This is a genomic window from Paractinoplanes lichenicola (assembly GCF_016785085.1).
GTDB lineage: Bacteria > Actinomycetota > Actinomycetes > Mycobacteriales > Micromonosporaceae > Actinoplanes > Actinoplanes lichenicola.
On sequence record NZ_JAENHO010000006.1, the window covers coordinates 233,233 to 259,781 of the forward strand.

General features: G+C 72.5%; 25 protein-coding genes. 5 read left to right on the plus strand and 20 right to left on the minus strand.

Annotation, left to right across the window (positions count from 1 at the left end):
- Nucleotides 1-9 precede the first annotated feature (9 nt).
- From JKJ07_RS22105 to JKJ07_RS22160, 12 genes are all read right to left on the minus strand, one after another.
- Nucleotides 10-1,776 (minus strand): ABC transporter ATP-binding protein, encoded by a 1,767-nt coding sequence (locus JKJ07_RS22105; protein ID WP_202993625.1) that lies wholly within the window; start codon nt 1,774-1,776, stop codon nt 10-12.
- Nucleotides 1,773-3,464 (minus strand): ABC transporter ATP-binding protein, encoded by a 1,692-nt coding sequence (locus JKJ07_RS22110; RefSeq protein ID WP_202993626.1) that lies wholly within the window; start codon nt 3,462-3,464, stop codon nt 1,773-1,775. The genes JKJ07_RS22105 and JKJ07_RS22110 overlap by 4 nt, the downstream gene beginning before the upstream one ends.
- A gap of 51 nt (nt 3,465-3,515) precedes the next feature.
- Nucleotides 3,516-3,770: a hypothetical protein gene (locus JKJ07_RS22115; RefSeq protein ID WP_202993627.1), complete on the minus strand. Its 255-nt coding sequence runs from the start codon at nt 3,768-3,770 to the stop codon at nt 3,516-3,518.
- A 9-nt stretch (nt 3,771-3,779) separates the two neighbouring features.
- Entirely contained in the window at nt 3,780-4,832 is a 1,053-nt protein-coding gene (gene tsaD / locus JKJ07_RS22120; protein ID WP_202993628.1) for a tRNA (adenosine(37)-N6)-threonylcarbamoyltransferase complex transferase subunit TsaD, read from the minus strand.
- Nucleotides 4,825-5,259, minus strand: a complete 435-nt coding sequence (gene rimI / locus JKJ07_RS22125; RefSeq protein ID WP_202993629.1) for a ribosomal protein S18-alanine N-acetyltransferase — start codon at nt 5,257-5,259, stop codon at nt 4,825-4,827. The genes tsaD and rimI overlap by 8 nt, the downstream gene beginning before the upstream one ends.
- Nucleotides 5,259-6,164 (minus strand): tRNA (adenosine(37)-N6)-threonylcarbamoyltransferase complex dimerization subunit type 1 TsaB, encoded by a 906-nt coding sequence (gene tsaB / locus JKJ07_RS22130; protein WP_202993630.1) that lies wholly within the window; start codon nt 6,162-6,164, stop codon nt 5,259-5,261. Before tsaB ends, rimI begins: the two co-directional genes overlap by 1 nt.
- A gap of 10 nt (nt 6,165-6,174) precedes the next feature.
- Nucleotides 6,175-6,858, minus strand: coding sequence for a uracil-DNA glycosylase (ung, locus tag JKJ07_RS22135; protein ID WP_202993631.1), 684 nt, complete (start codon nt 6,856-6,858; stop codon nt 6,175-6,177).
- On the minus strand, nt 6,855-7,325 hold the full coding sequence (gene tsaE, locus JKJ07_RS22140) for a tRNA (adenosine(37)-N6)-threonylcarbamoyltransferase complex ATPase subunit type 1 TsaE (RefSeq protein WP_202993632.1): 471 nt from the start codon (nt 7,323-7,325) through the stop codon (nt 6,855-6,857). The genes ung and tsaE overlap by 4 nt, the downstream gene beginning before the upstream one ends.
- Nucleotides 7,322-8,398, minus strand: a complete 1,077-nt coding sequence (locus JKJ07_RS22145) for an alpha/beta fold hydrolase (protein ID WP_202993633.1) — start codon at nt 8,396-8,398, stop codon at nt 7,322-7,324. Before JKJ07_RS22145 ends, tsaE begins: the two co-directional genes overlap by 4 nt.
- A complete protein-coding gene (alr, locus tag JKJ07_RS22150; protein WP_202993634.1) occupies nt 8,395-9,513 on the minus strand; it encodes an alanine racemase in 1,119 nt (372 codons plus the stop codon). Before alr ends, JKJ07_RS22145 begins: the two co-directional genes overlap by 4 nt.
- A gap of 10 nt (nt 9,514-9,523) precedes the next feature.
- Complete coding sequence (locus JKJ07_RS22155; RefSeq protein ID WP_202993635.1) at nt 9,524-10,978, minus strand: NAD(P)H-hydrate dehydratase; 1,455 nt, start codon at nt 10,976-10,978, stop codon at nt 9,524-9,526.
- Between the two features lie 81 nt (nt 10,979-11,059).
- A complete protein-coding gene (locus JKJ07_RS22160; RefSeq protein ID WP_202993636.1) occupies nt 11,060-11,428 on the minus strand; it encodes a holo-ACP synthase in 369 nt (122 codons plus the stop codon).
- Nucleotides 11,429-11,563: 135 nt separating this feature from the next.
- Here JKJ07_RS22160 and JKJ07_RS22165 point away from each other — a divergent pair, with 135 nt between their 5' ends.
- The gene (locus tag JKJ07_RS22165; protein ID WP_202993637.1) at nt 11,564-11,851 is read left to right on the plus strand and encodes a hypothetical protein; all 288 of its coding nucleotides are present in this window, start codon (nt 11,564-11,566) and stop codon (nt 11,849-11,851) included.
- Nucleotides 11,848-13,344 carry an alpha/beta hydrolase gene (locus JKJ07_RS22170; RefSeq protein ID WP_202993638.1) on the plus strand — a complete coding sequence of 499 codons (1,497 nt, stop codon included), beginning with the start codon at nt 11,848-11,850 and terminating at the stop codon, nt 13,342-13,344. The genes JKJ07_RS22165 and JKJ07_RS22170 overlap by 4 nt, the downstream gene beginning before the upstream one ends.
- A 47-nt stretch (nt 13,345-13,391) precedes the next feature.
- Here the strand turns inward: JKJ07_RS22170 and glmS are convergent, their stop codons facing one another.
- On the minus strand, nt 13,392-15,275 hold the full coding sequence (glmS, locus tag JKJ07_RS22175) for a glutamine--fructose-6-phosphate transaminase (isomerizing) (protein ID WP_202993639.1): 1,884 nt from the start codon (nt 15,273-15,275) through the stop codon (nt 13,392-13,394).
- A 170-nt stretch (nt 15,276-15,445) separates the two neighbouring features.
- Here glmS and JKJ07_RS22180 point away from each other — a divergent pair, with 170 nt between their 5' ends.
- Nucleotides 15,446-16,231 carry an MmpS family transport accessory protein gene (locus JKJ07_RS22180; RefSeq protein WP_202993640.1) on the plus strand — a complete coding sequence of 262 codons (786 nt, stop codon included), beginning with the start codon at nt 15,446-15,448 and terminating at the stop codon, nt 16,229-16,231.
- 12 nt (nt 16,232-16,243) lie between these two features.
- Nucleotides 16,244-17,425: a pyridoxal phosphate-dependent aminotransferase gene (locus JKJ07_RS22185; protein WP_202993641.1), complete on the plus strand. Its 1,182-nt coding sequence runs from the start codon at nt 16,244-16,246 to the stop codon at nt 17,423-17,425.
- A 70-nt stretch (nt 17,426-17,495) separates the two neighbouring features.
- Here JKJ07_RS22185 and glmM read toward each other — a convergent pair whose 3' ends face one another.
- The 3 genes from glmM to rplM all read right to left on the minus strand — a co-directional run bounded on the left by glmM (nt 17,496) and on the right by rplM (nt 19,952).
- Complete coding sequence (glmM, locus tag JKJ07_RS22190; RefSeq protein WP_202993642.1) at nt 17,496-18,848, minus strand: phosphoglucosamine mutase; 1,353 nt, start codon at nt 18,846-18,848, stop codon at nt 17,496-17,498.
- Nucleotides 18,849-18,957: 109 nt separating this feature from the next.
- A complete protein-coding gene (rpsI, locus tag JKJ07_RS22195) occupies nt 18,958-19,488 on the minus strand; it encodes a 30S ribosomal protein S9 (RefSeq protein WP_236029672.1) in 531 nt (176 codons plus the stop codon).
- Nucleotides 19,489-19,508: 20 nt separating this feature from the next.
- Entirely contained in the window at nt 19,509-19,952 is a 444-nt protein-coding gene (rplM, locus tag JKJ07_RS22200) for a 50S ribosomal protein L13 (protein ID WP_202993643.1), read from the minus strand.
- 651 nt (nt 19,953-20,603) lie between these two features.
- Between rplM and JKJ07_RS22205 the strand changes: the two genes are divergently transcribed.
- Nucleotides 20,604-21,749 (plus strand): uroporphyrinogen-III synthase, encoded by a 1,146-nt coding sequence (locus JKJ07_RS22205; protein WP_202993644.1) that lies wholly within the window; start codon nt 20,604-20,606, stop codon nt 21,747-21,749.
- A 346-nt stretch (nt 21,750-22,095) separates the two neighbouring features.
- Here JKJ07_RS22205 and JKJ07_RS22210 read toward each other — a convergent pair whose 3' ends face one another.
- From JKJ07_RS22210 to JKJ07_RS22225, 4 genes are read right to left on the minus strand one after another with little or no spacing between them, the layout of a single operon-like run.
- A complete protein-coding gene (locus tag JKJ07_RS22210) occupies nt 22,096-22,713 on the minus strand; it encodes a GTP-binding protein (protein WP_184953692.1) in 618 nt (205 codons plus the stop codon).
- Nucleotides 22,694-23,056 (minus strand): DUF742 domain-containing protein, encoded by a 363-nt coding sequence (locus JKJ07_RS22215; protein WP_133873193.1) that lies wholly within the window; start codon nt 23,054-23,056, stop codon nt 22,694-22,696. The genes JKJ07_RS22210 and JKJ07_RS22215 overlap by 20 nt, the downstream gene beginning before the upstream one ends.
- A 30-nt stretch (nt 23,057-23,086) precedes the next feature.
- On the minus strand, nt 23,087-23,494 hold the full coding sequence (locus tag JKJ07_RS22220; RefSeq protein ID WP_202993645.1) for a roadblock/LC7 domain-containing protein: 408 nt from the start codon (nt 23,492-23,494) through the stop codon (nt 23,087-23,089).
- Nucleotides 23,491-26,460 carry a sensor histidine kinase gene (locus JKJ07_RS22225; protein WP_202993646.1) on the minus strand — a complete coding sequence of 990 codons (2,970 nt, stop codon included), beginning with the start codon at nt 26,458-26,460 and terminating at the stop codon, nt 23,491-23,493. The genes JKJ07_RS22220 and JKJ07_RS22225 overlap by 4 nt, the downstream gene beginning before the upstream one ends.
- Nucleotides 26,461-26,549: the final 89 nt, after the last annotated feature.

The following is a 26,549-nucleotide window of genomic DNA, read 5'->3' on the forward strand; positions in this document are numbered from 1 at the left end:
GGCATACGGTCAGCGAGCCGGATCCGGGTCGGGGATGCGTTCGCCGTGCCAGGAGCGCCACAGCGCCGCATAAGGCCCGTTGGCTGCGACCAGCTCGTCGTGTGAGCCCAGTTCGGTGATGCGGCCGTTCTCGACGACTGCCACCCGGTCGGCGTCGTGGGCCGAGAACAGCCGGTGGGCGATCGCCACGACCGTGCGCCCGTGCAGCACCGCGGCCAACGAACGTTCGAGATCACGGGCCGCCCGCGGGTCGAGCAGGGATGTCGCCTCGTCGAGCACCAGCGTGTGCGGGTCGGCCAGCACGAGCCGGGCCAGCGCCAGCTGTTGCGCCTGCGCCGCCGTCAGCGGATGCCCGCCCGTCCCGACCACCGTCTCGAGCCCCGACGGCAACGCCAGCGCCCACTCGAGCGCATGCACCGCGGCCAGCGCCGACCGCACCTCGGCTTCCGCGGCGCCCGGCCGCACCATCGCGATGTTGTCGCGCACCGTGCCGATGAACACGTGATGTTCCTGCGTCACCAGCGCCACCTCGGTGCGCAGCCGGTCGAGCGGCAGGCCGGGCAGCGGCACCCCGCCCACCGTGATCGTGCCGCCCGTCGGCTCGTGCACACCGGCCAGCAGCCGGCCCAGCGTCGACTTGCCCGCGCCGGACGGCCCGACGACCGCGAGCCGCTCCCCCGGTTCGAGGGTCAGGTTGATGCCGTGCAGCACCTCGCGACCGGGCACGTAGGAGAAGCGCACGTCGCGGACCTCGATGCGGGCCCCCTCCGGTTCGGCGCCGGCCGCGGCCGGGCCCTCGTCGCCGGCCGCCACGCCGAGCAGCCGGGCCAGCGAGGCCGCGCCGATCTGCACCTCGTCGAGCCAGCCGAGCAGCCGGTCGAGCGGGTCGATCAGCAGCTGCACATAGATCACCGCGGCCGTCAGCTGCCCCAGCGACACGGTGCCGTGCAGATAGAGCCAGCCACCGGCGAGCAGCGTCGCGACCACCGGCAGCACATAGCTCACCTCGATGACGGGGAACCACACCGTACGCAGGAAGAGGGTGTATTTCTCGGCCGCCCACGAGACGCGCAGGTCGGCGTCGGAGCGGTCGATCCGTTGCTGCTGGCGGCGCAGGGCGTCGACCGTACGGGCGCCCTCGACCGTCTCGGCCAGCCCGTCGGTCACTGTGGAATAGACCGCGTTCTGCCGCAGATAGCCCGCGGGGGCCCGGCGCAAATACCACCGGGTGCCCACCACGATGATCGGCACGGCGATGAGCAGCGGCAACGCGAGCAGCGGCCCGGTCAGCACCAGCGCGCCGACCACCAGGGCCACCGTGATCAGCGCGATCATCGTCTCGGGCACGGCCAGCCGCACACACCGGGACAGCGCGTCGACGTCCCGGGTCGTACGGGTGAGCAGGTCGCCCGACCCCGCCCGCTCCACGGTGGAGAGTGGCAGCGCGAGCACCCGCTCGACGAACTCCTCGCGCAACCGGGCCAGCACCTGCTCGCCGAGCCGGGCCGACGCCAGATAGGCGAACCGGACCAGCACCGCCTGCAGCACGACGAACCCGGCGATGGTCGCGGCCAGCCGGTCGACCACGCCGACGCCCTCGCCGTGCCGGATCGCCTCGACGAGCTCGCCCAGCAGCCGTGGCCCGACGAGCCCGGCCACGGCGGCCAGCACGTGCAGCCCGACGGTCAGGCCGAGCGTGCGCGGATAGCGGCGCAGCAGGTCACGGGCGTAGCGCCGGACCTGGGCGGTGTCCGCGACGGGCAGCAGGTTGCTCACGCCGCCTCCTCTCGCAGCACCGTGCGGGCGTAAAGCGGCTCGTCGTCGAGCAGGTCACGATGGCGGCCGACGGACACCACCCGGCCCTGGTCGACGAAGATCACCTGGTCGGTGCGGTCGAGCACGAGCGGGCTGGACGTGCAGATCACGGTCGTGCGGCCGGCCCGGGCGGCCACCAGCCGCTCGGCGATGCGGGCCTCGGTGTGCGCGTCGACCGCGCTGGTCGGCTCGACCAGGATCAGCGTGTCGGGGTCGGCCACCAGCGCCCGCACCAGCCGCAGTCGTTGCTGCTGACCGCCGGAGAACGTGCGGCCGCGCTCGGCCACCTCGCTGTCGAGCCCGTCGGGCAGCGCCTCGACGATGTCGGTGGCGGCGGCCGTCCGCAACGCCTGCGTGAGCCGGCCGTCGCCGCCCGGGTCGAGATCGGCGCGCATCGGGCCGGTGAACAGGCGGGCGTCGTTGTCGGCGACCAGGATCCGCTCGCGCACGGCGGCCAGCTCGAACGAGCCCAGCGGGACGCCGTCGGCCAGCGCGCCGTCGGCGTATCGGCCGAGCCGGTCGGCGATCGCGGCGGCCTCGGCGGGCACGGTGGCGACGATCGCCGTCGTGCGCCCGGGCGGGATCGTCACGCCGGACGCCGGGTCGGTCAGCGGGCCGCGCAGCCGCTCGGCGTCGACCGGGGCCGCGGGATCGGGCAGGTCGGTGCGGGCGCGCAGCATCGACACCACCCGGCGGGCCGAGACGTGGCCGCGGGTCAGCTTGTCGATCGCCTCGGTGAGCTGCCGCAGCGGCGTGACCAGGAAGGCCGCGTACGCATAGAAGGAGACCAGCTGGCCCACGGTGATGTGCCCGTCGAGCGCGAACCGCGCCCCGAGCCACGTGACCAGCACCAGGAAGATGCCCGGCAGCAGCACCTGGGCCGCCTCCAGCAACGACTCGACCCCCGCCGTACGCACCCCGGCCGCGCGCAGCACCTGCGACTCCTCGCGATAGCGCCGGCCCATGACCGCCTCGCCGCCGACGCCCCGCAGCACCCGCAGGCCGCCGACCAGATCGGCCGCGCGCCCGGTGAGCAGGCCCTGCTGCTCGCGGGTGGCCTGCTGGCGGCCGTGCAACGGGCGGATGAGCAGGGCCACGATCGACATCAGCAGCGGCACCCCGAGCACCACGACCAGGCCGAGCGGCACCGACGTGGTGAGCAGGATGACAGCCACGGCGACGACGGCGAGCAGCGAGCCGGTGCCACGGGCGGTGATGTCGATCGCGGCGCCGATCTGACGGATGTCGGACGTGCCGATCGCGACGACCTCGCCCGTGTCGAGCCGGCGGGAGAGCGCCGAGCCCAGCCGGCCGGCCTTGCGCACGGTGAGCTGGACCGTGGTGAACATGCCGCCCACGTAGTTGACGACCGCGAAGCGATGCCGGCCGATGCCGAACGCGGCCTGGCCGATGCCCGCCGCGAGCAACGCCAGGCTCCAGATCAGCAGGCCACGACGGTCGCCATCGGTGGCGGCGTCGATCGCCCGGCCGACGATCGCGGGCACGAACGCCTGGCAGAGCATCCAGAGGATGGCGAGCGCGATCGCCGCGTACACCGATCGCCAGTAGTGCCGGATCAGCCGGCGGAGATAGCCAACGGGGGAACTGTCGTCGGGAATGCCTGGGGCGGCGTCGGGGAGCTTCTTCATCGCAGCCCCGACGTTACGGCCGGGGTACGACAGTTTGCGACGCGTTTTCCCTTAACGATCTACCGGTGTGAAGTCCCACACGTGAGGCGCCCGGGCGATCAGATTCGGCGGCGGCGCGGGCAGGCTTTCCGGGCTGTGGCGCCACTTCGAGATGACCACAATGCGGTTGTCGGTGGACGAGAACACGTCGCTCGACACGTGCTGCGGCAGCACCTCGATGCGGGGCACGGCCACGTCGCACACCCAGGTCAGCAGCTCGTCGAAGCCGCTGAGCGAGGCGCGTATCTCCCACATCCGCGCGATCATGTTCGCTTCCTACCCCGCCACGCTGACCGCGGTCAATGGCATCGCCGAGTCTGCAGGCAGATCGAGACGACTCGGCGCCACCCCGGCCGCCACGAGCCGCGAGCCGAGCGCCGCCACCATCGCGCCGTTGTCGGTGCACAGCGCGGGCCGGGGCACGCGCACCTCGATGCCGTGCTTGGCCGCGCGCTCCTCGGCCAGCACCCGCAGCCGCGAGTTGGCCGCCACGCCGCCCCCGATGACCAGGGTCCCGACGCCGTTCGTCCGGCAGGCCTCGATCGCCTTGGCGGTGAGCACGTCGCACACCGCCTCCTGGAACGAGGCCGAGACGTCGGCGATCGGCACCGGCTCGCCGGCCCGTTCGCGGGCTTCGACCCAGCGGGCCACGGCCGTCTTGAGCCCCGAGAACGAGAAGTCGAAGCGGTGCGCGGCAAGATCTTTGGGTGCGGTGAGCCCGCGCGGGAACGCGATCGACGCCGGGTCACCTTCCTTCGCCGTACGGTCGATGATCGGTCCCCCGGGGAAGCCGAGCCCGAGCAGGCGCGCCACCTTGTCGAACGCCTCGCCGGCGGCGTCGTCGATCGTGGCCCCGAGCGGCGTAACCCCGTTGGTGAGATCGTCGACGAGCAGCAGCGAGGAGTGTCCACCCGAGACCAGCATGGCGATCGCGGGCTCGGGCAGCGGGCCGTGCTCGAGGGTGTCGACGGCCACGTGCGCCGCCAGGTGGTTGACGCCGTAGACGGGCTTGTCCGCGGCCAGCGCGTAGCCCTTGGCCGCGGCCACCCCGACCAGCAGCGCCCCGGCCAGACCGGGCCCGCTGGTCACGGCGATCGCGTCGATGTCGGCCAGGGTGACCTTGGCCTCCTCGAGCGCGCGCTGCATGGTCGGCACGAGCGCCTCGAGGTGGGCCCGGCTGGCCACCTCGGGCACGACGCCGCCGAACCGGGCGTGCTGATCCACACTGGACGCGAGCGCGTCGGCCAGCAGGGTGTGGCCCCGCACGATGCCGATGCCGGTCTCGTCGCAGGAGGTCTCGATCCCGAGGACCAGGGGCTCGTCAGCCATTGCGCATCATCACCAGGGCGTCCGTGTTGCTCGGTTGGTAGTAGCCGCGCCGGATGCCGACGGGCTCGAAATCGTACGTGGCGTAGAGGCGCTGGGCGGGCTCGTTGTCGACCGCCACCTCGAGCAGGGTCTGCTTGATCTCGAGCCGGTGGGCCTCGTCGAGCAGCGCCTCGAGCAGCTTGCGCCCGGTGCCGCGGCGCTGCCCGGATTTCCGTACGGCGATGTTCTGCACCCACGCCTCGTCCAGGGTGGCGGCGAGCCCGGCATAGCCGAGGACGTCGTCGCCGTCGAGCGCCACGACATAGAAGTTGCGCTGCGCGAGCTCGTTCCAGAACATCGCCGCCGTCCACTTCTCGTCACCGAACAGGTCCCGCTCCAACGGGACCACCTCGGCGATGTGCCACCAGCGGAAACGCTCGATCCGCATCAGGTCAGCACCGGTTTGCGGCCGGTCGGTTCGACCGCGTCCGGGCGGCGCAGATAGAGCGGGGTCAGGGCCTCGCCCGGCGCGCCCGCACGGATGCGGTCGGCCGCCAGCGCGACCAGGGCGGCGCCGGGCGGATAGAGCAGGTGCTCCTCGACGGGCACGCCGAAGACGTCGCCGTATTTGAGGGCGCCCTCGCCCGCGGCCCGGTCGACCAGGCCGCCGACGCCGATGGCCGGGGCCTCGGACTGGCGGCCGGTCAGATCGACGCCGTCGTCGCGGGCGGTGGCCTGGCCGATCAGGGCGGCCGCCTCGGCCCGGGCCAGCGCGGCGGCGACGCGGGCCGCGTCGGCGCCGACCAGCGAGATCGCGGCCTCCAGCGTCTCGGACTCGGCCAGGGCGGCCGCGTCGGTGGCGGCGCTGTTGCGGGCGCGGCTGCGGGTGGGGGTGCCGGCGCGGACGATCGCGGCGGCCACATCACCCGGACGGGCGACGTCGGGGCCCTGGACCCGGACGCCGTCGCGGTATGTCGCGAAGTAGACCTCGCGCCGCCGGGCGTCGGTCGCGATCAGCACCCGGCCCGGACCGGCGGCCCGGCCCAGACCGTCGAGCGAGCAGACCCCGTACGTCGGGATGCCGAGCGCCTGGCCCATGCTCGCGGCCGTGACGAGGCCGACCCGCAGGCCGGTGAACGGGCCCGGCCCGAGCCCGGCCACGATCGCCCCGAGGTCGCGCGGGCGCACCCCCGCCTCGGCCAGGGTGGCCTCGATCTCAGGGGCCAGCTTCTCCCCGTGGGCCCGGGGGTCGACGGTGCGCCGCTCGGCGAGCCCCCGAAGGCCGTCGGCGGTGACCTCCACCAGCGCGGCGGTCGACGCGGGGGTTGCGGTGTCCAGAGCCAGTACCAGCACGTTTCCGACCCTAACCCGCGGTGCGCGGATCCCAGTTGATGACCGGGCGACCGCCGTCGGCCAGGGCCTTGTTAGCCGCGCTGAACGGACGGGCGCCGCGGAAGCCCTCGCGGTTGAGCGGGCTCGGGTGCCCGGCCTCGAGCACCACGTGGGCCGGGTTGGTGATCAGCGCCGCCTTCTTGCGCGCGTAACCACCCCAGAGCAGGAACACCACCCGCTCGTCGCGAGCGTTCAGCGCCCGGATCGTGGCGTCGGTGAACGCCTCCCAGCCCTTGCCCGCATGCGACGCGGCCGCTCCCGCGCGCACCGTCAGCACCGCGTTGAGCAGCAGCACGCCCTGCTGCGCCCAGCCGGTGAGGTCGCCTGCGGCCGGCGGCGCGACCGCGACGTCCTCGGCCAGCTCCTTGAACACATTGCGCAGCGACGGCGGGATCTTGACGCCCTCCCGCACGCTGAAGCTGAGCCCGTGGGCCTGGCCGGGGCCGTGATAGGGGTCCTGCCCCAGGATCAGCACCCGGGTCTGCTCGGGCAGGCACAGCCGGTACGCCGAGAACAGGTCCTCGATCGGCGGATAGATCGTGTGCGCCGCGTATTCCGAGGCCACGAACTCGCCCAGCGCGGCCGTGGCCTTCTCGTCGAGAAAACCGGCAAGCTCGGCTCGCCATTCGGCCGGCAGCAACTCCGCCAGATTCAAGGTCTCTCCCCAAGTGTGTGAAGGTCCGCGATGCGCGCGGCCCAGTCTCCGCCGTACGGAATCAGCTCGGCCACCCGGGTGTCGTCGTCCAGCCGGTCGAGCCGCACCTGCAGATATTCGTCGTTGAGCTGCTCGACCAGGCCGGCGCCCCACTCGACGACGGTGACCGCGTCGCCGGCCGAGGCGTCCAGGTCGAGGTCGTCGATCTCGGCGCGCGGGTCGGCACTGTCACCCAGCCGGTATGCGTCCGCGTGGACCAGCGGAATCCGTCCTCGATGGACGCGCGCGATCACGAAGGTCGGTGACGTGATCGGGTCGGTCACGCCGAGCCCGGCCCCGAGCCCCTGCACCAGCGCGGTCTTGCCGGCGCCGAGCGGGCCCGTGAGCAGCACCAGGTCACCCGGGCGGAGGATCGAGGCGAGCCGCCGCCCGAACGCCCGGGTGTCGTCCACCGTGGGCAGCTTCACGAGATCTTCTCCAGGAACGGCAGCAGCGCGGCGTTGACCACGTCGGCCTTCTCCAGCATCACGACGTGCCCGCTGTTGTCGACCTTGACGAGCTCGGCCTCGGGCAGGTGCCGCAGGATCTCCTCGGAGTGGGTCACCGGGGTCAGATAGTCGCGCGTGCCCACGATCACCAGCACCGGGGTGCCGCGCAGCGCCGACAAAGCCGGGAAGCGGTTGTGCGTGTAGAGCGTGTGCAGGTATTTCGTCAGCGTCTCGACGGACGTCTTGGAGTTCATGTTCTCCACGAACGTGACCAACGAGGGACTGGGCTTGGGCTCACCGAAGCCATACCGCCGGGTGAGCAGCCAGGCCAGGTCGGAGGAGACCACGCGGGCCCGGTCGATGCTGCTGCCGCCCAGGTGGGCCGCCTTGCCCCAGAGCGGGAAGAACGGCGCGCTGGCCCGGGCCACCAGCGACGGGATGCCGAGCTTGGTCTTGTCGATCAGACCGGCCGACGTGGACATGAGCACCACACCGGTGACCCGCTTGCCGAACCACTCCGGATACTGCTCGGCGAACGCCATGAGCGTCATGCCGCCCATCGAGTGGCCGACCAGGATGATGTGGCCGTCGGGCACCGCCGCGTTGAGCACCGCGGCCAGCGACTTGCCGAGCGCGGCGATGTCGTAGTCGCCCGACTTGAGCCGGCTCGACCGGCCGTGACCGGGCTGGTCGTAGAAGACCAGACGGTGCTCGCCTTGCTCGGTGAGGGCCTTGCGCTGAAAGTAGAACGTGCCCATGTCGAGCGCGAAGCCGTGCACGAAGACGATCGTGGGCTTGGCGCCCGGCTTCGCCTTGGTGGGCTCGACGATCTCGACGTGCAGCTCGGTGCCGTCGGCCGCCGTGACGGTCAACTCACGGTCGTACGCCTGGTCGCCGAAGGGCTCGTCGACGTGCGGGTCGCCGGGCGCGCTGATCGAGCGCCGCACCAGCACCCGCTCGACGGCGAACGCGGTGGCCAGGCCGGCCGCGAGCACACCGACGGCCGCACCGGCGATGCCGACCTGCTTGGCCCGTTTGCTGGCCGGACTCACGCGGCACCTCCGTCGTAGACCCGCGGGACTCTGGTGCTGCCGAACCGGGTGACGATCTCGTAGTTGATCGTGCCGACGACCTCGGCCCAGTCGTCGGCCGTGGGCCCGCCGTCGTCGCCCGCCCCGAACAGCGTCGCCACGTCGCCCGAGACGACCGGGTCGTCGCCCACGTCGAGGACGATCTGATCCATGCAGACCCGGCCGGCCACCGTACGAATTTTGCCGCCGAGCTGGACCGGGCCCGCGTTGGAGGCCGCGCGCGGCACCCCGTCGGCGTAGCCCAGCGGCACCAGCGCCAGGGTCGTCTCGCGCTCGGTGAAATAGGTGTGGCCGTAGGACACGCCCTGACCGGCCGGCACCCGCTTGGTCAGCGCGACCCGGGCCCGCGCCGTCATCGCCGGGCGCAGCCCGTACGTCTCGCCGGCCACCGGGGACAGGCCGTAGACCGCGATGCCGGGCCGGACGAGGTCGTAATGCGAGTCGGGGCGGGTCAGCGTGGCCGCGGAGTTCGCGATGTGCCGATAGCGCGGGGTGATTCCCAAGCGCTCGGCCGTGGCCAGCCCCTCGGCGAAGACGGCCAGCTGATGGTCGATGGTCTCGTGACCGGGGGCGTCGGCGGAGACGAAGTGGCTCCACACGCCGACCACCTCGAGGTCGCCGTCGGCCTGGCCCTTGGCGGCCGCCTCGAGCAGCGCCGGCCACTCGGCCGGGGTGGCGCCGCCGCGGGACAGGCCGGTGTCGAGCTTGAGATGCACCCGGGCCGTGCGCTCCGCGCGCCGGGCCGCCGTGACCAGCTCGCCCAGCAGCTCGAGGCTGCCCGCGTTGAGGTCGAGGCCGGCCGCCACCCCCTCGTGCAGCGGCTGGCCGGGCGAGTGCAGCCAGGCCAGCACGGGCACCTCGAACCCGGCCCGGCGCAGCGCCAGGCCCTCCTCGAGCGTCGCCACGCCCAGCCATGTCGCCCCGCCGGCGAGGGCGGCCCGCGCCGAGGGCAGCATGCCGTGCCCGTAGCCGTCGCCCTTGACGACGGCCATCACCTCGGCGGTCGTTCTGGCGCGCAGCAACGCGACGTTGTCCCGGATGGCGTCCAGATCGATCCGGACCTCGGCCTGCCACATGATTCCCAGCCTAACGACTGGTCAGGTCGCGAACGGTGGGACGCAGGGCGGCGGCTATGTCGGGGGCGCTCACCGGGCCCTCCGCCGCGGCCCGCCGCCCGGCCAGGCCGTGCGCGTACGCCGCGGCGACCGCGGCCCGCTCGGCCGGCAGCCCGGCGGCCAGCAACGACCCCAGCAACCCGGCCAGCACGTCGCCGCTGCCCGCCGTGGCCAGCGCGGACGTGCCCGTCGGGTTGGCCCAGACCTCGCCGCCCGGGGTGGCCACGATCGTCCGGTCGCCCTTGAGCAGCACCACCGCGTTCATCCAGGACGCGAGCTTGAGCGCCGCGCCGGCCCGGTCGGGGCCGGGCCCCTCGCCGGCCAGCCGCTTGAACTCCCCGTCGTGCGGCGTGACCACCACCGGGGCGTCGCGCCGCAGATCCCTCGCGTGCTTGCCGTCGATCAGCAGGGTCAGCGCGTCGGCGTCGAGCACCACGGGCAGCGCGGTGGCCAGCACGCTGCGCAGGGTCGTGCGGGCCTCGTCGTCGGTGCCCAGGCCGGAACCGCAGACCCAGGCCTGCACCCGCCCGGCATCGGCGACGCTGGGCGCGGCCACCACCGAGGGGTGCGCCCGCACGACCTCCTCGTGGGCGCTGCCCGCATAGCGGATCATGCCGGTCGGCCCGGCCAGGGCGCCGCTCACGCCCAGCAGGGCGGCCCCCGGATAGGTCGCGGAGCCGGTGGCGATGCCGACCACGCCGCGGGTGTATTTGTCGGAGGCCGGGCCCGGATGCGGCCACCAGGCGGCGACGTCGCCGGAGTCGGGCACCGAGACGGCCGGATCGGCCCGCAGCGCCGGGCCGAGGCCGATGTCGACCAGTTCGATCTGCCCGCAGCGCACCGTCGCCGGGCCGAGCACATGAGCCGGCTTCAGGCTGCCGAAGGTCACCGTGACGTCGGCCGTGACGGCCGCGCCGGGCACGTCGCCCGTGTCGACGGCCACCCCGCTGGGCACGTCGACCGCCACCACCACGGCGCGGGCGCCGTGTCGCCCGCGCAGCTCACTCAGCCGGCCGGCCACGGCCGCCGCGGGCTTGCGCAGGCCGCCGGTGGCGCCGATCCCGACGATGCCGTCGAGCACGAGGTCGGCCCGGTCGGGCAGCTCACGGACGGTGAAGCCGCCCGCCGTGCGCAGCGCCCGCAGGCCGGCCAGGTGCACCCGGTCGGGCCGCATGAGCAGGGCCCGCACCTGGGCGCCACGCCGGGCCAGGGCGGCACCGGCATAGAGCGTGTCGCCACCGTTGTCGCCGCTGCCGACCAGCAGGGTCACGCGCGCGCCGTAGACGCCGCCCGCCTCCTCCAGCAGCAGGGCGCAGCGCCGGGCCAGGCCGGCGGCGGCCCGCTGCATCAGCGTGCCCTCGGGCAGCGTCGCCATGAGTGCCTGCTCGGCCGCGCGCACATCCGCGACCCGCCATGCCTGCCGCATCGGTCCTCCAGCCAATCGATGTTGCCGACCGTTCTAGCGCAAGGCTGCGACATTTTCCCGGCCGCCGCTGAACGCCGCCGGTCAGGACTCCGCGACCACCATGGCCGAGGCGATGCCGCCGTCGTGCGAGAGCGACAGATGCCACCGATTGACGCCGCGCTGCGTGGCGACCGCGGCGACCGTGCCCGAGACGGTCAGCCACGGGCGGCCGTCGGGGTCGGCGACGATCTCACAGTCGTGCCAGAGCATGCCCGCGGGGGCGCCCAGCGCCTTGGCCACCGCCTCCTTCGCCGCGAACCGGGCGGCCAGCGACTCGGCCGACCGCGGATTGCCGGTGGAGGTCTGCCGCTCGCCCTCGGTGAAGAGCCGGGTCGCCAGCAGCGGCGTCCGCTCGAGAGCGCGGGCGAAGCGCTCCACCAGGACCACATCGATGCCGACAGCCACGATCACGGCCCAACCCTATCGGTAGTCGCCGCTCGGCATCGGGGCCTGTGGACAACCTCGGGCGTTGTCCACAGGCCACCCCGCGGCGGGCTTGCGGCCCCTAAGTTCGTCGCATCCGTTCGCCCCACCCGGAGGTTGCTGATGAATCCCGATCTCGAGGCCGACATCGAGGCCCTGCGCCGTGCGGCCGCCGGCGTGGCCGTCACCGGCGACCGGGTGGCCGGCGCGGCCGCCGGCGAGCCGCCGCCCCCGCAGGTCCCGCGCTGGGCCACGGTCGACGCGGCTCAGCTGGCCGGCGAGACCGCCCGGCGGCAGCTGGCGTTGATCGGCGCTGAGATCGAGGAGACCGCCCGTCGCATCACCTCGGCCGCCGAGGCCTACGAGCTGGCCGACGCCCGTGCCGTCACCCGCCTGCGGCTGATTCGATGACCACCGCGATCCTGGCCCGGCTGCAGGTCACCGACCCGGAGCGGTGGCGTGCGCTGGCCCTGTCGTGGCGGCGCTGGGCCGAGCTGGCCGGTCATCTGCTCGACGAGCTGGTCCCCCGCCTGGCCGCCCTGCCCGCGGTGTGGCGCGGCACCGCGGCCACCGCCGCCGCCCGCCGCCTGGAGGAGCTGCGCCTCCGGCTGGTCCTGTTCCGGCTGCACTGCTGGCGGGCCGACCAGACGGCCGGCGAGTTCGCCGCCGCCCTGATCCGGGCCAAGGCATTGCTGCCGAGCGCCCCCGCCGCCGGCACCCGGACGCAGGGCCCACCCGGCGGCGAACCGGCCGCGGCGCTTGCCCTGGCGGCGGGGGCCGACGCCGAGGCCGCCCGGCGACTACGAGACCTGGCCGCGGCGATCAGCTCCCCCGCCGCGCCGCCTCAATCCGGCTCCGCCCGACCCGACTGCGCCTCCTCTCCCGCCGAAGTGCGGCGCTGGTGGGCCGAGATTCCGCCCGAGCAGCGGAACTGGCTGCTGGCGACCGAGGCGTCCTGGCTGGCCCGGCTCGACGGCCTGCCGGCGGCCGACCGCGACATCGCCAACCGCCTCCTGCTCGACGACCGGCTGGCCGAGCTCGACCGGGCGATCGCCAAGACCGCCGGGCGGGAGCGCAACCGGCTGCGCGAGGTCCGCAACGGGCTGTTCGCTCTCGACCATCGGCTCGCCGACGATTCCGGGCCGCGGGCTTATCTCTTACAGCTCGACGTCGGTGGTGAGGGCCGAGCCGTGGTGGCCCTGGGCGATCCCGACCGGGCCGACAACGTGCTCACCCACGTGCCCGGGATGACGGCCGGGCTGGCCTCTTTCGGCGGGGAGCTGACCCGGGCCGAGCGCGTCGCCGTGCGGGCCGCCGAGGTCGACCCGGCCGTCGCGACCAGCGCCGTCATGTGGCTCGACTACGACGCGCCCGACTTCGTCGACGAGGCGGCGAGCGCCCGGCAGGCCGCGGCCGGAGCGCCGGCGCTGCGGCACTTCCAGGAGGGTCTGCGGGCCGCGCACGAGGGTCCGCCGGGCCGGCAGGTGGTGCTCGGGCACAGCTATGGCTCGTTGCTGGTGGGCCGGGCCGCCGCCGTGGACGGTCTCGAGGCGGACAGCGTGGTCTTCGTCGGCTCGCCTGGTGTCGGCGTCGACTCGGCTCGTGACCTGCGGGTGCCGCCGGGCCAGGTCTGGTCGAGCACGGCCCGCGACGACGTCATCCAGTACGCCGCGGTCTCCCCCGCGAGCCTGGTCCGTGATCTGGGCACGATGCCCGGCCTGGGCCCGCTGCCGGCCTTCGGCCTGCCCGAGCGCGACCTGTGGTTCGGCCACAACCCGAGCGACCCGGCCTTCGGCGCCCACGTCTTCACCAGCGCGCCCGGCGGGGGTCACATCGGCTACTGGGAGCCCGGTTCCCCGTCCCTCGAGGCGCTGACCTCGATCACCCTGGGGACGGCCCGATGAGAACGCGTACGGCCGCCACCACGGTGACGGCCGTACGGGAAGGCGGTTTATTCGACGGTGACGGACTTGGCCAGGTTGCGGGGCTGGTCGACGTCGTGCCCGCGGGCCGCGGCGATCTCGCACGCGAGCACCTGCAGCGGCACCGTGGTCATCAGCGGGGCCAGCAGGGTCGGGGTGGCCGGCACCGGGATCAGGTGGTCGGCGAAGGCGCGGACGTCCTCGTCGCCCTCCTCGGCGATCACGATCGTGCGGGCCCCGCGGGCGCGGACCTCCTGGATGTTGGAGACGACCTTGTCGCGCATCACGCCGCGACCGGCCGGCGAGGGCACCACGCAGACCACCGGCGTGCCCTCGTCGATCAGGGCGATCGGGCCGTGCTTGAGCTCACCGGCGGCGAAACCCTCGGCGTGCATGTAGGCGAGCTCTTTGAGCTTGAGCGCGCCCTCCAGGGCCACCGGGTAGCCGACGTGCCGGCCGATGAACAGCACCGTGGAGGCGGTCTTGAGGTCGCGGGCGAGCTCGCGCACCTCCTCCATCCGGCCCAGCAGCGTGCGCAGGCTGTCCGGCGTCTGCTGCAGCTTCTCGACCACGGCGGCGACCTCGTCGGCGTACATGACGCCGCGGATCTGGGCCAGGTGCAGCCCGATCAGATAGCAGGCGACCAGCTGGGTCAGGAACGCCTTGGTCGACGCCACCGCGATCTCGGGGCCGCCATGCGTGTAGAGCACCGCGTCCGACTCGCGCGGGATCGTCGAGCCGTTCGTGTTGCAGATGGCCAGCACGCGGGCCTTCTGCTCCTTGGCGTGGCGCAGCGCCATCAGCGTGTCCATCGACTCGCCGGACTGGCTGATCGCGACCACCAGCGTCGAGCGGTCGAGAATCGGGTCGCGATAGCGGAACTCGCTGGCCAGCTCGACCTCGCACGGGATGCGCACCCAGTGCTCGATGGCGTACTTGGCGACCATGCCCGCGTGGTAGGAGGTGCCGCAGGCCACGATGAAGATCTTGTCGACGTCGCGCAGGTCCTGGTCGGTCAGGCGCACCTCGTCGAGCACGATCTCGCCGCGCTCGGAGAGGCGGCCGAGCAGGGTGTCGGCGATCGCCTGGGGCTGCTCGGCGATCTCCTTGAGCATGAAGTAGTCGTGACCGCCCTTCTCGGCGGCCGAGGCGTCCCAGCTGACGTGGTATTCCTTGCCCTCCTGGGGCGAGCCGTCGAAGCCGGTGATCTCGATGCCGGCCGGGGTGATCAGGACGACCTGGTCCTGGCCCAGCTCGACCGCCTCGCGGGTGTGCTCGATGAACGCGGAGACGTCGCTGGCCAGGAAGTTCTCCCCCTCGCCACGCCCCACGACCAGCGGCGAGTTGCGCCGGGCGGCGACGACCGCGTCGGGCACCTCGACGTCGATGGCGAGCAGCGTAAACGCGCCCTCGAGCCGGCGCACCGTGCGGCGCATGCCCTCGGCCAGCAGCTGCGGGCCCTCGGCGTGGCCGGACTCGCGGAGCTGGCGCACCTCGGCCGCGAGCAGGTGGGCGGCGCACTCGGTGTCGGTGTCGCTGGCGAACTCGACGCCGGTCGCCTCGAGCTCGGCGCGCAGCCGGGCGAAGTTCTCAATGATGCCGTTGTGGATGACCGCGACCCGGCCGTCCTGCGAGACGTGCGGGTGGGCGTTGCGGTCGGTCGGGCCGCCGTGCGTCGCCCAGCGGGTGTGCCCGATGCCGGTGAGCCCGGCCGCGATCCGCGCGTCGTCGGCCTCGGCCAGTTGCTTCTCCAGGTTGGCCAGCTTGCCGGCCTTCTTCTCGGTCAGAACGGCGCCGTTGTCCACGACAGCCACACCGGCGGAGTCGTATCCGCGGTATTCCAGCCTGCGCAGTCCGTCAAGAACGATGCTGAGCGCCGGACGACCGCCGACGTACCCCACGATGCCACACATGGCCGTGACTCTAGCGGACTTCCGCTCACCCGTCATGCGCGAGAAGCACCCTTTCGAGCACACCGTCTGCGCAAAACAGGCCGAACGGCCGACCGGGCCATCCCACGGCTGGCGCCGTTGGCGTACCGTCGGCTACCGCGCCACAACAGCGCGCACGCACCGGGAGAAACATGAGCAATCAGCCGGACAATCGGCAGCCGGACGGCACTACTGAGCCCTTCGTGCCCCAGCAGCCCGCCCCGCCGACGTTCCAACCCGGGTACGCGTCGTTGCCGCAGCCGCCCAACCCCGACTACCCGCCGACGTCGGAGTTCCCGGCCGCGCCGACCGAGCAGTATCGGGTGCAGTCCTACGAGCCGCCGCCCGGTTACGGTCCCCCGCCGGGTTATGGCCCGCCACCCGGTTACGGCCCGCCGCCCGGCTATCAGCAACCGCCCCGGCCGCCGCGCAAGAGCAAGACGCCGATGGTGCTGCTCGTGCTGGCGGTTACCCTCCTGCTCTGCGGCGGCGTGGCCACGGCGGGCGTGATGTTCGTGCGCAACGTGCGGGACAAGGCCGAGGAGGCGCTGCCCGAGCTGCCGCAGCTGCCCACGGCCGCCCCCGAGATCCCCGACCTGCCCACCGAGCTGCCGAGCCTGCCGGGCAACGCGCCCGACGTGACCGGCCGCAAGATCAAGGTGACGTACGAGGTGAGCGGCGAGGGCCAGGCGTCCCAGATCCTGTACGTGGCGAAGCTCGGCGAGTCACCCAAGCGGCTGCAGAACGTCGACCTGCCGTGGACGTTCACGACCGAGATGGACACCCCGGCGCTCGTCTCGGTGGTCGCCATGCGGATCGACACGTCGGCGGGCACGATCAAGTGCCGGGCCCTGGTCGACGGGGCCGAGGTGAAGGAACGCACGTCCACCTCGTCCACCGTCGCCACCGCGTCGTGCACGCATTTCGCCATCGAGTGACGAAGGTTCAATGTGACGAGTGATCCCCTGGTCGAACGGATGCGCCCGTTCGGCACCACGATCTTCAGCGAGATGTCGGCCCTGGCCGTCCGCACCGGCTCGATCAACCTGGGTCAGGGCTTCCCCGACACCGACGGCCCGGCCGAGATGCTCGACGCCGCCGCCCGGGCCCTGCGCGAGGGGGCCAACCAGTATCCGCCGCTGCCCGGCATCCCCGCCCTGCGCACCGCCATCGCCGAGCACGAGCGGCGCTTCTGGGCCCTGCCCCGCGATCCCGGCACCGAGGTGGTCGTGACGGCGGGCGCGACCGAGGCGATCGCGGCCGCGATCCTGGGGCTGTGCGAGCGCGGCGACGAGGTCGTCACGTTCGAGCCCTACTACGACTCGTACGCGGCCTCGATCACGCTGGCCGGCGCCGTCCGGCGGCCCGTCACGCTGCGCCCCGGCCCCGACGGGCGATACACGTTCGACGAGGGTGAGCTGCGTGCCGCGTTCGGCCCGCGCACCCGCCTGGTGCTGCTCAACTCGCCGCACAACCCGACCGGCAAGGTCTTCACCCGCGCCGAGCTGACCCTGATCGCGGGCCTCTGCCAGGAGTTCGACACGTACGCCGTGACCGACGAGGTCTACGAGCACCTGGTCTTCACCGACGCCGCCGAGCCGCACGTGCCGCTCGCCAGCCTGCCCGGCATGCACGACCGCACACTGCGCATCTCCTCGGCCGGCAAGACCTTCTCCTGTACGGGCTGGAAGGTGGGCTGGGCGACCGGCCCGGCCCGGCTGGTCTCGGCCGTGACCCGGGTCAAGCAGTTCCTCACGTTCGTCAACGCGGGGCCGTTGCAGCCTGCCGTGGCCGTCGCGCTGGGCCTGCCCGAGTCGTATTTCACCGGTTTCCGCGCCGAGTTGCAGGCGCGCCGCGACCACCTGACCGCGGGGCTGACCGAGGCCGGGTTCGCCGTGCAGCCGTCCGAGGGCACGTATTTCGTGACGGCCGACATCACCCCGCTGGGCGGCACGGACGGCATCGAGTTCTGCCGCGAGCTGCCCGAGCGCTGCGGGGTCGTGGCGGTGCCGACGCAGGTCTTCTACGACAACCGGGAGGCGGGCCGGCACCTGATCCGGTTCGCCTTCTGCAAGCGCGAGGCCGTAATAGACGAAGCGGCCCAGCGTCTGTCGAAGCTGGGCCGCCAGTAAGAGCTTGACGAAGCGGGCAGATCCCCTAAGGCCGCCTGTCGAAGCTGGGCCGCCAGTAAGACGTACGGGATCAGGCCGGCGAGGCGGAGCGCACCTCGTCGGCGATCCGCTCGGCCACCGAGCGGGCCTGCTCCTCGGTGGCGGCCTCGACCATGACCCGTACGAGGGGCTCGGTGCCCGACGGACGCAGGAGCACCCGCCCGGTCTCGCCCAGCTCGTTCTCGGCCAGCGCCACCGCGGCCTGCACGGCGGGGGCCGACGCGCCCGCTTCCCGGTCGCCGACGCGCACGTTGATCAGCACCTGCGGCAGCGTGTGCACCACGGCGGCCAGGTCGGCCAGCGACTTGCCGCTCGCCGCGATCTGGGCCATCAGGTGCAGGCCGGTCAGCACCCCGTCGCCGGTGGTGGCGTAGGCCGGCATCACGATGTGCCCGCTCTGCTCGCCGCCCAGCGCCAGCCCGCCCGCGTTGAGCTCCTCGAGCACGTAGCGGTCGCCGACCTTGGTCTCGAGCAGCTTGATGCCGGACTGCTTCATGGCGATCCGCAGGCCCAGGTTGCTCATCACGGTCGCGACCAGCGTGTCGTCGGTCAGCGTGCCCGCGTCGCGCATGGCCAGGGCCAGGATCGCCATGATCTGGTCGCCGTCGACGACCTCGCCCGAGGCGGTCACCGCGAGGCAGCGGTCGGCGTCGCCGTCGTGGGCCAGGCCCAGGTCGGCGCCCTCGGCCAGCACGGCGTCGCGCACCTTGTCGAGGTGGGTCGAGCCGCACTCGTCGTTGATGTTCAGGCCGTCCGGGTCGGCGTGGATCGCGATGACCTCAGCCCCGGCCTCCTCGTACGCCACCGGGCCGACCTCGCTGGCCGCGCCGTTCGCGCAGTCGACCACGACCTTGACGCCGGAAAGGCTGTGCGGCGTGGCCCCGACCAGGTGCTTCACGTAGTGCTCGGCCCCGTCGAGCAGGTCGTGCACCCGCCCGATGCCGGCGCCGGTGGGGCGACCGATCAGCCCGTGACCGTCCTCGATGGCCTGCTCGATCCGCTCCTCCAGCTCGTCCGGCAGCTTGGTGCCGCCGGCGGCGAAGAGCTTAATCCCGTTGTCGGGCATCGGGTTGTGCGAGGCCGAGAGCATCACGCCGAGGTCGGCGTTGGTCTGCCCGACCAGGAACGCCACCGCGGGGGTGGGCAGCACGCCGACCCGCACCACGTTGGCGCCCGCGCTGGTCAGCCCGGCGACGACGGCCGCCTCCAGCATCTCGCCGCTGGCCCGCGGGTCACGCCCGACGATCGCCAGTGGCTGGTGGCTGCTGTCGCTCTCGACCAGGACGCGCGCTGCCGCGACGGCCACTTTGAGGGCTAGTTCCGGGGTGAGCAGCTCGCCGTTCGCGAGCCCCCGGACGCCGTCGGTGCCGAACAGTCGACCCATGCGGATTCCTTTGCGTTGCATCGATAAAAGGGGAGGGAACGCAAACGGCCGGGCGTGCTCCCGAGAAACCCAGGAGCACAACCCGGCCGTTGTCAGACTCGGCGCAAAATCAGCGCTTCGAGTACTGCGGAGCCTTACGGGCCTTCTTGAGGCCGTACTTCTTGCTCTCCTTGACGCGGGCGTCCCGGGTGAGGAAGCCGGCCTTCTTGAGAGCGGGGCGGTCGTCGGGCTCGTTCGTGATGAGCGCCCGCGCGATGCCGAGGCGGAGCGCACCGGCCTGGCCGGTGATGCCGCCGCCGCGCAGGTTCGCGATCACGTCGAACTGCTCTTCCTTCTCCGCGGTGACGAGCGGCTCGCGGATGAGCTGCTGGTGCACCTTGCTGGGGAAGTAGGCCTCGAGTTCGCGGCCGTTGCAGGTGATCTTGCCGGTGCCGGGGACGAGACGCACCCGGACGATGGCCTCCTTGCGGCGGCCGACGGTCTGGATCGGACGGTCACCGGGACGCGGGGCGCGGACCGGGGCCGGCGCGGGCGTCTCGACGACGACGACCGTCTCGGCCGGCTCCTCGACGATGACTGCCGCCTCAGCGGCGGGCTCCTCGACGGTCTCGACGACCTCGGGCTCGATGCTGTCGGACATGCTGCTGCCTTCTCCCGCGCTCACTGCGCGATCTGGGTGATCTCGAACGGCTGGGGCTGCTGAGCGGCGTGCGGGTGCTCAGCGCCCGGGTAGACCTTCAGCTTCTTGATGATCTGCCGCGCGAGCTTGTTGTGCGGGAGCATGCCCTTGACGGCCAGCTCGATCGCCTTCTCGGGGCGCTTGCTCAGCAGCTCCTCGTAGCCGACCTGCTTGAGGCCGCCCGGGTAGCCGGAGTGGCGGTAGGCGACCTTGGTCTGCCGCTTGTTGCCGGTCAGGGCGACCTTGCCGGCGTTGATGATCACAACGAAGTCGCCGGTGTCGACGTGCGGCGCGAAGATCGGCTTGTGCTTGCCACGCAGAAGGTTCGCGGTGTGGGTGGCCAGGCGGCCCAGAACGACGTCAGAAGCGTCGATAATGTGCCACTGACGCTCGATCTCACCCGGCTTCGGGCTGTACGTACGCACAGAATTACCTTGTCTTGTCGTCGGTCTGGGGTCGCGCGCTGGTCGCGGAGAACGCGAACATCAAGCCTACCCGGAGGGGCGGGCTCGCAGCTGTCGCACAACAGCAGGCAACAATACCCGCCTGCGCGGCGCGTGGTCAAAACGTGCAAGGGTCAACACGATCGGTGGCCCCGCCCAGCGCTCGGACGCGACCTCCAAAAATAACCAACAGCCAGCATACCCGCTCCCGTGACGCGCCCGGCAGCGGGATCCATGGTCAAGAACTTTCGGCCTGTCCCCCGTAGCGAAGGTCACAGGTCGATGCCTCTTAGCAGGCTCGAAACAAACGGGACGCAAGGGCGAAATTCCTCACCGGCACGCTTCCGGCATGAGCAATGGTGCTGACACCTTCACGACGCGGGCCGGGCGTGGCTCGCGCGTGCGGGGAGGACGCACTATTGAGAAGCCACCGTCAGGGTTGAGGACGGACCTGACGGTGACCGCTGGACCGGCTTCCCGGTTCGGCGAGGGGGAGTCGTGGCGCGCGCCGGCCGGAGGTACGGCGGAGAACGCAGGCGTGACATGGGAGCGGGTCGACGCTGAGGACGGCGGGCTCCGAGCGTGCCCTTCGGTGGACCGGACGGCCGCGCCACGACTTCTCGAAAAACTGCGATGACCGACCGTACGGGGGGACCGCGCCGGACGGTGATCACGGCGGCCGCGCTGGCCGAGCCGGCCGCGTCGCTGTCCGGATACACGATCGGGGTGACCGCCGACCGCCGCCGCGACGAGCTGGCCACCCTGCTGGAGGGTCGCGGGGCCCGCGTGGTGCTCGCCCCCGCGCTGCGGATCGTGCCGATCGCCGACGACGCCGAGCTGCGGGCCGCGACCCGGGCCTGTCTCGACGCCCCGCCCGACATCGTGCTGGTCAACACCGGCATCGGCATGCGCGGCTGGCTCGAGGCGGCCGAGGGGTGGGGACTGGCCGAGCCGTTGCGGGCGGTGCTGTCCCACGCCTATCTGGTTGCCCGGGGCCCCAAGGCGCGCGCCGCGGTGCGCTCGGCCGGGCTGCACGACCAGTGGTCCCCCGAGGGCGAGAGCTACGACGAGGTCGTCGACCACCTCAAGGCCCGCGGGATCGCCGGGCTGACCGTCGCGATGCAGCTGCACGGCGAGAGCCAGCCCGAATACACCGAGGCGCTGGAGCAGGCGGGGGCCCGCGTGATCGAAGTGCCGGTCTATCGCTGGGCCGCCCCGACCGATCCGGCCCCGCTGCACCGCCTGGTCGACCTGATCACCGCCCGGCTCGTCGACGCGGTCACCTTCACCGCCGCCCCGGCCGTGCAGGCGCTGCTGCGCGCGGCCGGCCCGAGCTCGGACGCCGTCCTCGACGCGCTCCGCGGCGACGTGCTGGCGGCCTGCGTGGGCCCGGTCACGGCCGCACCCCTGCGCCGCCACAACGTGCCTGTAGTAGCGCCGACCCGGGCCCGGCTGAGCGCCCTGGTCCGCACGATCGTCGACGAGCTGCCGAAACGGGCCGTCTCGCTCGAGGTGGCCGGCCATTCGCTCACCCTGCGGGGCCACGCCGCGATAGTCGACGGCGAACTGCGCCCCTTGGCTCCGGCCCCGATGGCCGTGCTGCGCGCGCTGGCCGCCACCCCGGGCCGGGTGCTCTCCCGGGCGGCCCTGCTGCACGCACTCCCCCGCGGCGCCGACGAACACGCCGTCGAAATGGCAGTGGCCCGCCTCCGAGCCGGCCTGAACGCCCCCGGCGTCATCCAAACAGTCGTCAAACGCGGCTACCGCCTACCCGTCTGACCCACTCAGCCGCCCAAGATCCCGTCTTCCTCAAGATCGCAGGAGCAGCCGCCACCTCCCCCGCCCACAAAGGGTGGGCACACCCTAGCGGCGTCCAGACAAGATCGCTTGAGGGCTGTGGATAAGTCCGCGGGAGCAACCAACCAGGGGTTTTCGGGCGCGACCACTCACTCACGTCGCCCGGGTGGGCTGAGCGTTCAGGGCGCGCCAGCGCCCTGCTCAGCCCGCCCGGGTCCCCGCGGGAGCGACGGTCTGAACCCACCACCCCGCGAGGACATTTGCCTCTGAAGTTTTCGCAGGAGCGACGGCCACCCACCACCCCGCGAGGACATCTTGATCTTGACGTTTAGCCAACGGGCGCCGGGTATCCACCCTGTTCGGAAATCAATGTCGCCATCGCGTGCTCCACGACCGCGACCAGCACCTGCTTGACCGAGTCGCGGTGGCGGGCGTCGCACATGACCAGCGGCACGTGCGGCGGGATGGCCAGCGCCTCGCGAACCTCGTCGGGCTCGTAGCGTGGCGCCCCGTCGAAGCAGTTCAGCGCCACCAGGTAGGGCAGGTGACGATTCTCGAAGTAGTCGAGGGGGGCGAACGCGTCGGCGATCCGGCGGGTGTCGACGAGCACTGCCGCGCCGACCGCGCCGCGGATGAGCTCGTCCCACATGAACCAGAACCGCGTCTGCCCGGGGGTGCCGAAAAGGTAGAGGATCAGGTCGTCGGCCATCGTGATGCGGCCGAAGTCCATCGCCACCGTGGTGGTCCCCTTGCCGGGCACCTTGGACGCGTCGTCGACCCCTTGACCGGCCGAGGTCATCACGGCCTCGGTGGTCAGCGGCTCGATCTCGGAGACCGCCCCGACCAGCGTCGTCTTGCCCACGCCGAAACCGCCGGCGACGACGATCTTGGCGGAGGTGATCTCTTTGGGTTGCGCCCCCGCCCGCTCAGAGCTTGCGAAGTCCACTCAATACCCTTTCCAGCAGGTTCATCCGCTCCGAGAACCCAGTTTTGGGAGCGGCGCTGTGCAACGAGAGCAGCCCGTCGGCCACCATGTCGGCGACCAGGACCCGCGCCACACCCAGCGGTAGCCGGGAGAGCGCTGCGAGCTCGGCCAGCGATTGCGCCTTCGCCTCGCACAGCACGGCGATGCGGTACTTGTCATGCCCGGCGAACCGGGCCTCTTGCAGACCGGCCTGGCTGGCGACCAGGACCGCCTCGATCGGGATGTCCCGGCGCGGCTCGGTCCGGCCACGGGTGACCGCGTACGGACGCACCAGGTTGCCTCTCGGATCCTGCGGCTGGCCCATCGCGATCACCCCCTTCCGTCGAACCGGCGACTAGTGATTGACAGTTTCCCGGGGAGCGGGCGACAGCGACGCGCCGACCCGCTCGACCAGCAGCGCCATCTCGTAGCCGACCTGACCGACGTCGCAGCTGCGCGCGGCCAGCACGGCCATCGAGGAACCGTCGCTGATCGTCATGAGGAAGAGGTAGCCGGAGTCCATCTCGATGATGGTCTGCTGGACCTCGCCCGCGTTGAACATGCGCGACGCGCCCTCGGTCAGGCTGACCACACCGGACGTGATGGCCGCGAGCTGGTCGGCCCGGTCGGCGGGCAGGTCGCGCGACGCGGCGAGCAGCAGGCCGTCCGCGGAGACCGCCACGACGTGGGCGATGCCGGCCACGCTGTTGGCGAAGTTGTTGAGCAGCCAGCCCATGTCCTGCATGGTGGGGGGCCTGGTCACGGTTGGTTCTCCTTAGCCTGGGAGGTGGCGGACTCGGCGGTGCCGTCCGTCCGCCCTCGTTGCACTCCCCGGTGATACGCAGAAAGTAGTCCGCGGACCTCATCAGGACTGCGACGGTTTTGGTTTTTGGGCCCGGGCTGCACGCCGCCGGGCACGAGCTGCGCCTGGGGTACGCGCTTGGGCAGACCGGACCGCGTCGTGCCGGCGTCGACGGGCTCGGCCGCTGCCATCGCCTTCTGCCACCCCTCGTCGGCCGTCGTCTTCCATCTGTCCTCGGCCGCGGCACGCGGCTTGGGTACGGACGGTCCATTGTGCCCGGTCGGGGCGGGCGACGACGGCGGGGGTGCCGGTGCGGCCGCGGGTGCCGGAGCAGGAGAAACAGGCGGGGCCGGGGTGGGCTTGGACGCACCGTTCGGCGGCGGGGCGTAGCCGGCGGTCGGCATGCCCCACTCCTCCTGGCTCGCGTTCTCGTGGTTGCGGAACCAGCTCTGCTGCATCTGCACGAAGATCGGCGCGTCGCTGCGGTCCTCGGCCGACGGCACGACCGGCGGCGGGGGCGCGGGCGGCATCGCGGCCAGGGCGGCGCCCCAGCTGCTGCCCGTGGGGGCCGGCGGCGTGGAGACGATCGGCGGGGCCGACACGGGCGGCGCGGAAACCGGGGGCGCCGGCATCGGTGGCGCCGAGACCACCGGGGTGGCCGCGGCGAAGCCGTTCATCGTGGACGACGAGTTCGTCGCGTCGATCGTCTTCGTCACCCGGGTCGGCAGCGGGGGCCGGTTCGGCGTGGGCCGGGTCTCGGGCTCGGACGGCGGGCGCTGCGACGGGAACATCGGCAGCTGCGGGTGCGCGGCTGGCGGCGCCGGGGTCGGCTCCCTCCAGGCTGGCTCGGGCGCGGCCGACGGCGAGATCGTCGGCAGCGTCGCGGTCGCGGCCCGGGACGAGCGGGCGTCCCAGCCACCACCCCCGTACGGCGCGGTGCCGAGCTCCTGCGGCCGGACCGGCGCGTCGAGCCGGCGGCTCGGCAGCACGACGATGCTGCTCGGCAGCGTGACCTGGGCGACCGTGCCGCCCTCGAGGTTGGCCCGCAGCTCGACGCGGATGCCGTAGCGCGAGGCGAGCCGGCCGACCACGGCCAGACCCATCAGGCGGAAGGCGGCCACGTCGACGCTCGGCGGCTCGGCCAGGCGCCGGTTGAGCTGGTCCATCTGCTCCTCGGACATGCCGAGGCCACGGTCCTCGACCTGGATCACGACGTAGTCGCGGATCCGCCGGCCGTCGGCGACCACGATCGTGGTCGGCGGCGAGAACCGGGTGGCGTTGTCGAGCAGCTCGGCGACGAGGCGGACCACGTCGTTGACGGCGAGCGCGGCGATCGAGATGTCGGTGTCGACCGTGCCGAACTCGATGCGGTTGTACAGCTCCACCTCGGACTGGGCGGCGCGCAGGGCGTCGACCAGCAGCGCGTCCTCGCGGCGGGGGGCGCTGGAGTCGGCGCCGGCCAGCACGAGCAGGTTCTCGTCGTTGCGGCGCATCCGGGTGGCCAGGTGGTCGAGCTCGAACAGCTGGGCCAGCCGCTTCGGGTCCTCCTCGGTGCGCTCGATCATGTCGAGCTCGCCGATCATCCGGTCGACCAGCGACTGCGAGCGCCGGGCCAGGTTGAGGAACATCGTCGAGACGCTGGTGCGCAGGGCGGCCTGCTCGGCGGCGATGCGGACCGCCTCGCGGTGGACCACGTTGAAGGCCTGGGCGACCTGGCCGACCTCGTCCTTGTTGGGCAGCTTGATCGGGTCGCGGACCTGGCGGACCAGCTCGTCGGCGCCGCCCTCACCGAGGTTGCGGGCGTCGCGCAGCCGGGCCACGGCGTCGGGCAGGTCGCGGTTGGCCACCGCGAGGGCGCCCTCCCGCAGCCGGCGCAGCGACATGTTGAGCGAGCGGGCCAGGATCACGGCCAGCGTGATGGCGACGATCAGCACGAGCAGGACCAGGGCGGCCTCGATCGCGGTCTGCCGCACGACGCTGTCGCGGTCGGCCGACGCCTGGTCGACCACGTCGGACTCGAGCTCCTGCTCGGCCCAGCGCATCAGGTCGACCACGGCCCCGAAGGACCGTGTCACCTCGTCGGCTTCGAGAACCTGATTGCCGGCCCGGTTGAGCTGCGCGGTCACGCCGTCGACCAGGTTGACCGCGTCGCCCGAGACGACGTTGTCGACCAGCGAGGCCTGGGCCGGGCTGGCCACCAGCGAGAAGGCGAGCAGCGCCTCCTGCTGGGCGGTCTGGGTGGCGATGAACGTGACGCGCTGCTCGGCGCTGAGGTCGCGGGTGACGACGGCCGCGTACGACACCGCCTCCTGCTCGGCGGTGCCCGCCTTGGCCCGGGCGAACGCGGCGATCGCGCGCAGCCGGTCGGCGATGTCGCCGTCGCCGGCGAACTGGCTGACCGCCTCGCCGTACGAGACCAGGTCGGTGATCACGACGCTGTAGCGCGAGACGGCCTCGGCGACGGCGATGCCGTTGCGGTCGCCCACCGCCGTGCGGGTCGCGTCCATCGTGTTCAGGTGGTCGTCGATGCGGGTCAGCCGGTCGAGCACCGTGGCCGGCGGCGTGCCGATGTCCTCGCGGTGCGCGCGGTAGACCTGGATCTGCGCGTCGCTCGCCCGGACGGCGGACCGGTAGGCGTCGGTGCGCGCGTTGGTGACCGCGTTCCCGAGGTACGCGGCGGCGGCCATCCGCTCGACGTGCAGCAGCTGTGTGAGTGCGGAGACGTCGGTCTCCAGCTTGGTCAGTTCCTCGACCTGTCCGGCGTCGGCGGCACGCTGTCCGACGTCGACCAGACGGGTGGTCGCCAGGGCGATGACTGCGACCAGAGGAACGACCAGAATGAGAGCCAGTTTGGCGCGGATCCGGGCGTCTCGCAGGCGGGGGAAGACACCACGGCGCGTCACCTGGGTCGAAGATCCGGTGCTCACGACTTCTCCTCCGTGGTCATCCCCGTGGCTCTTCGCCCGCAAAACCTCGCGCGGCCCGGGAATTTCATCAGAACGGACATCCCTTTGGG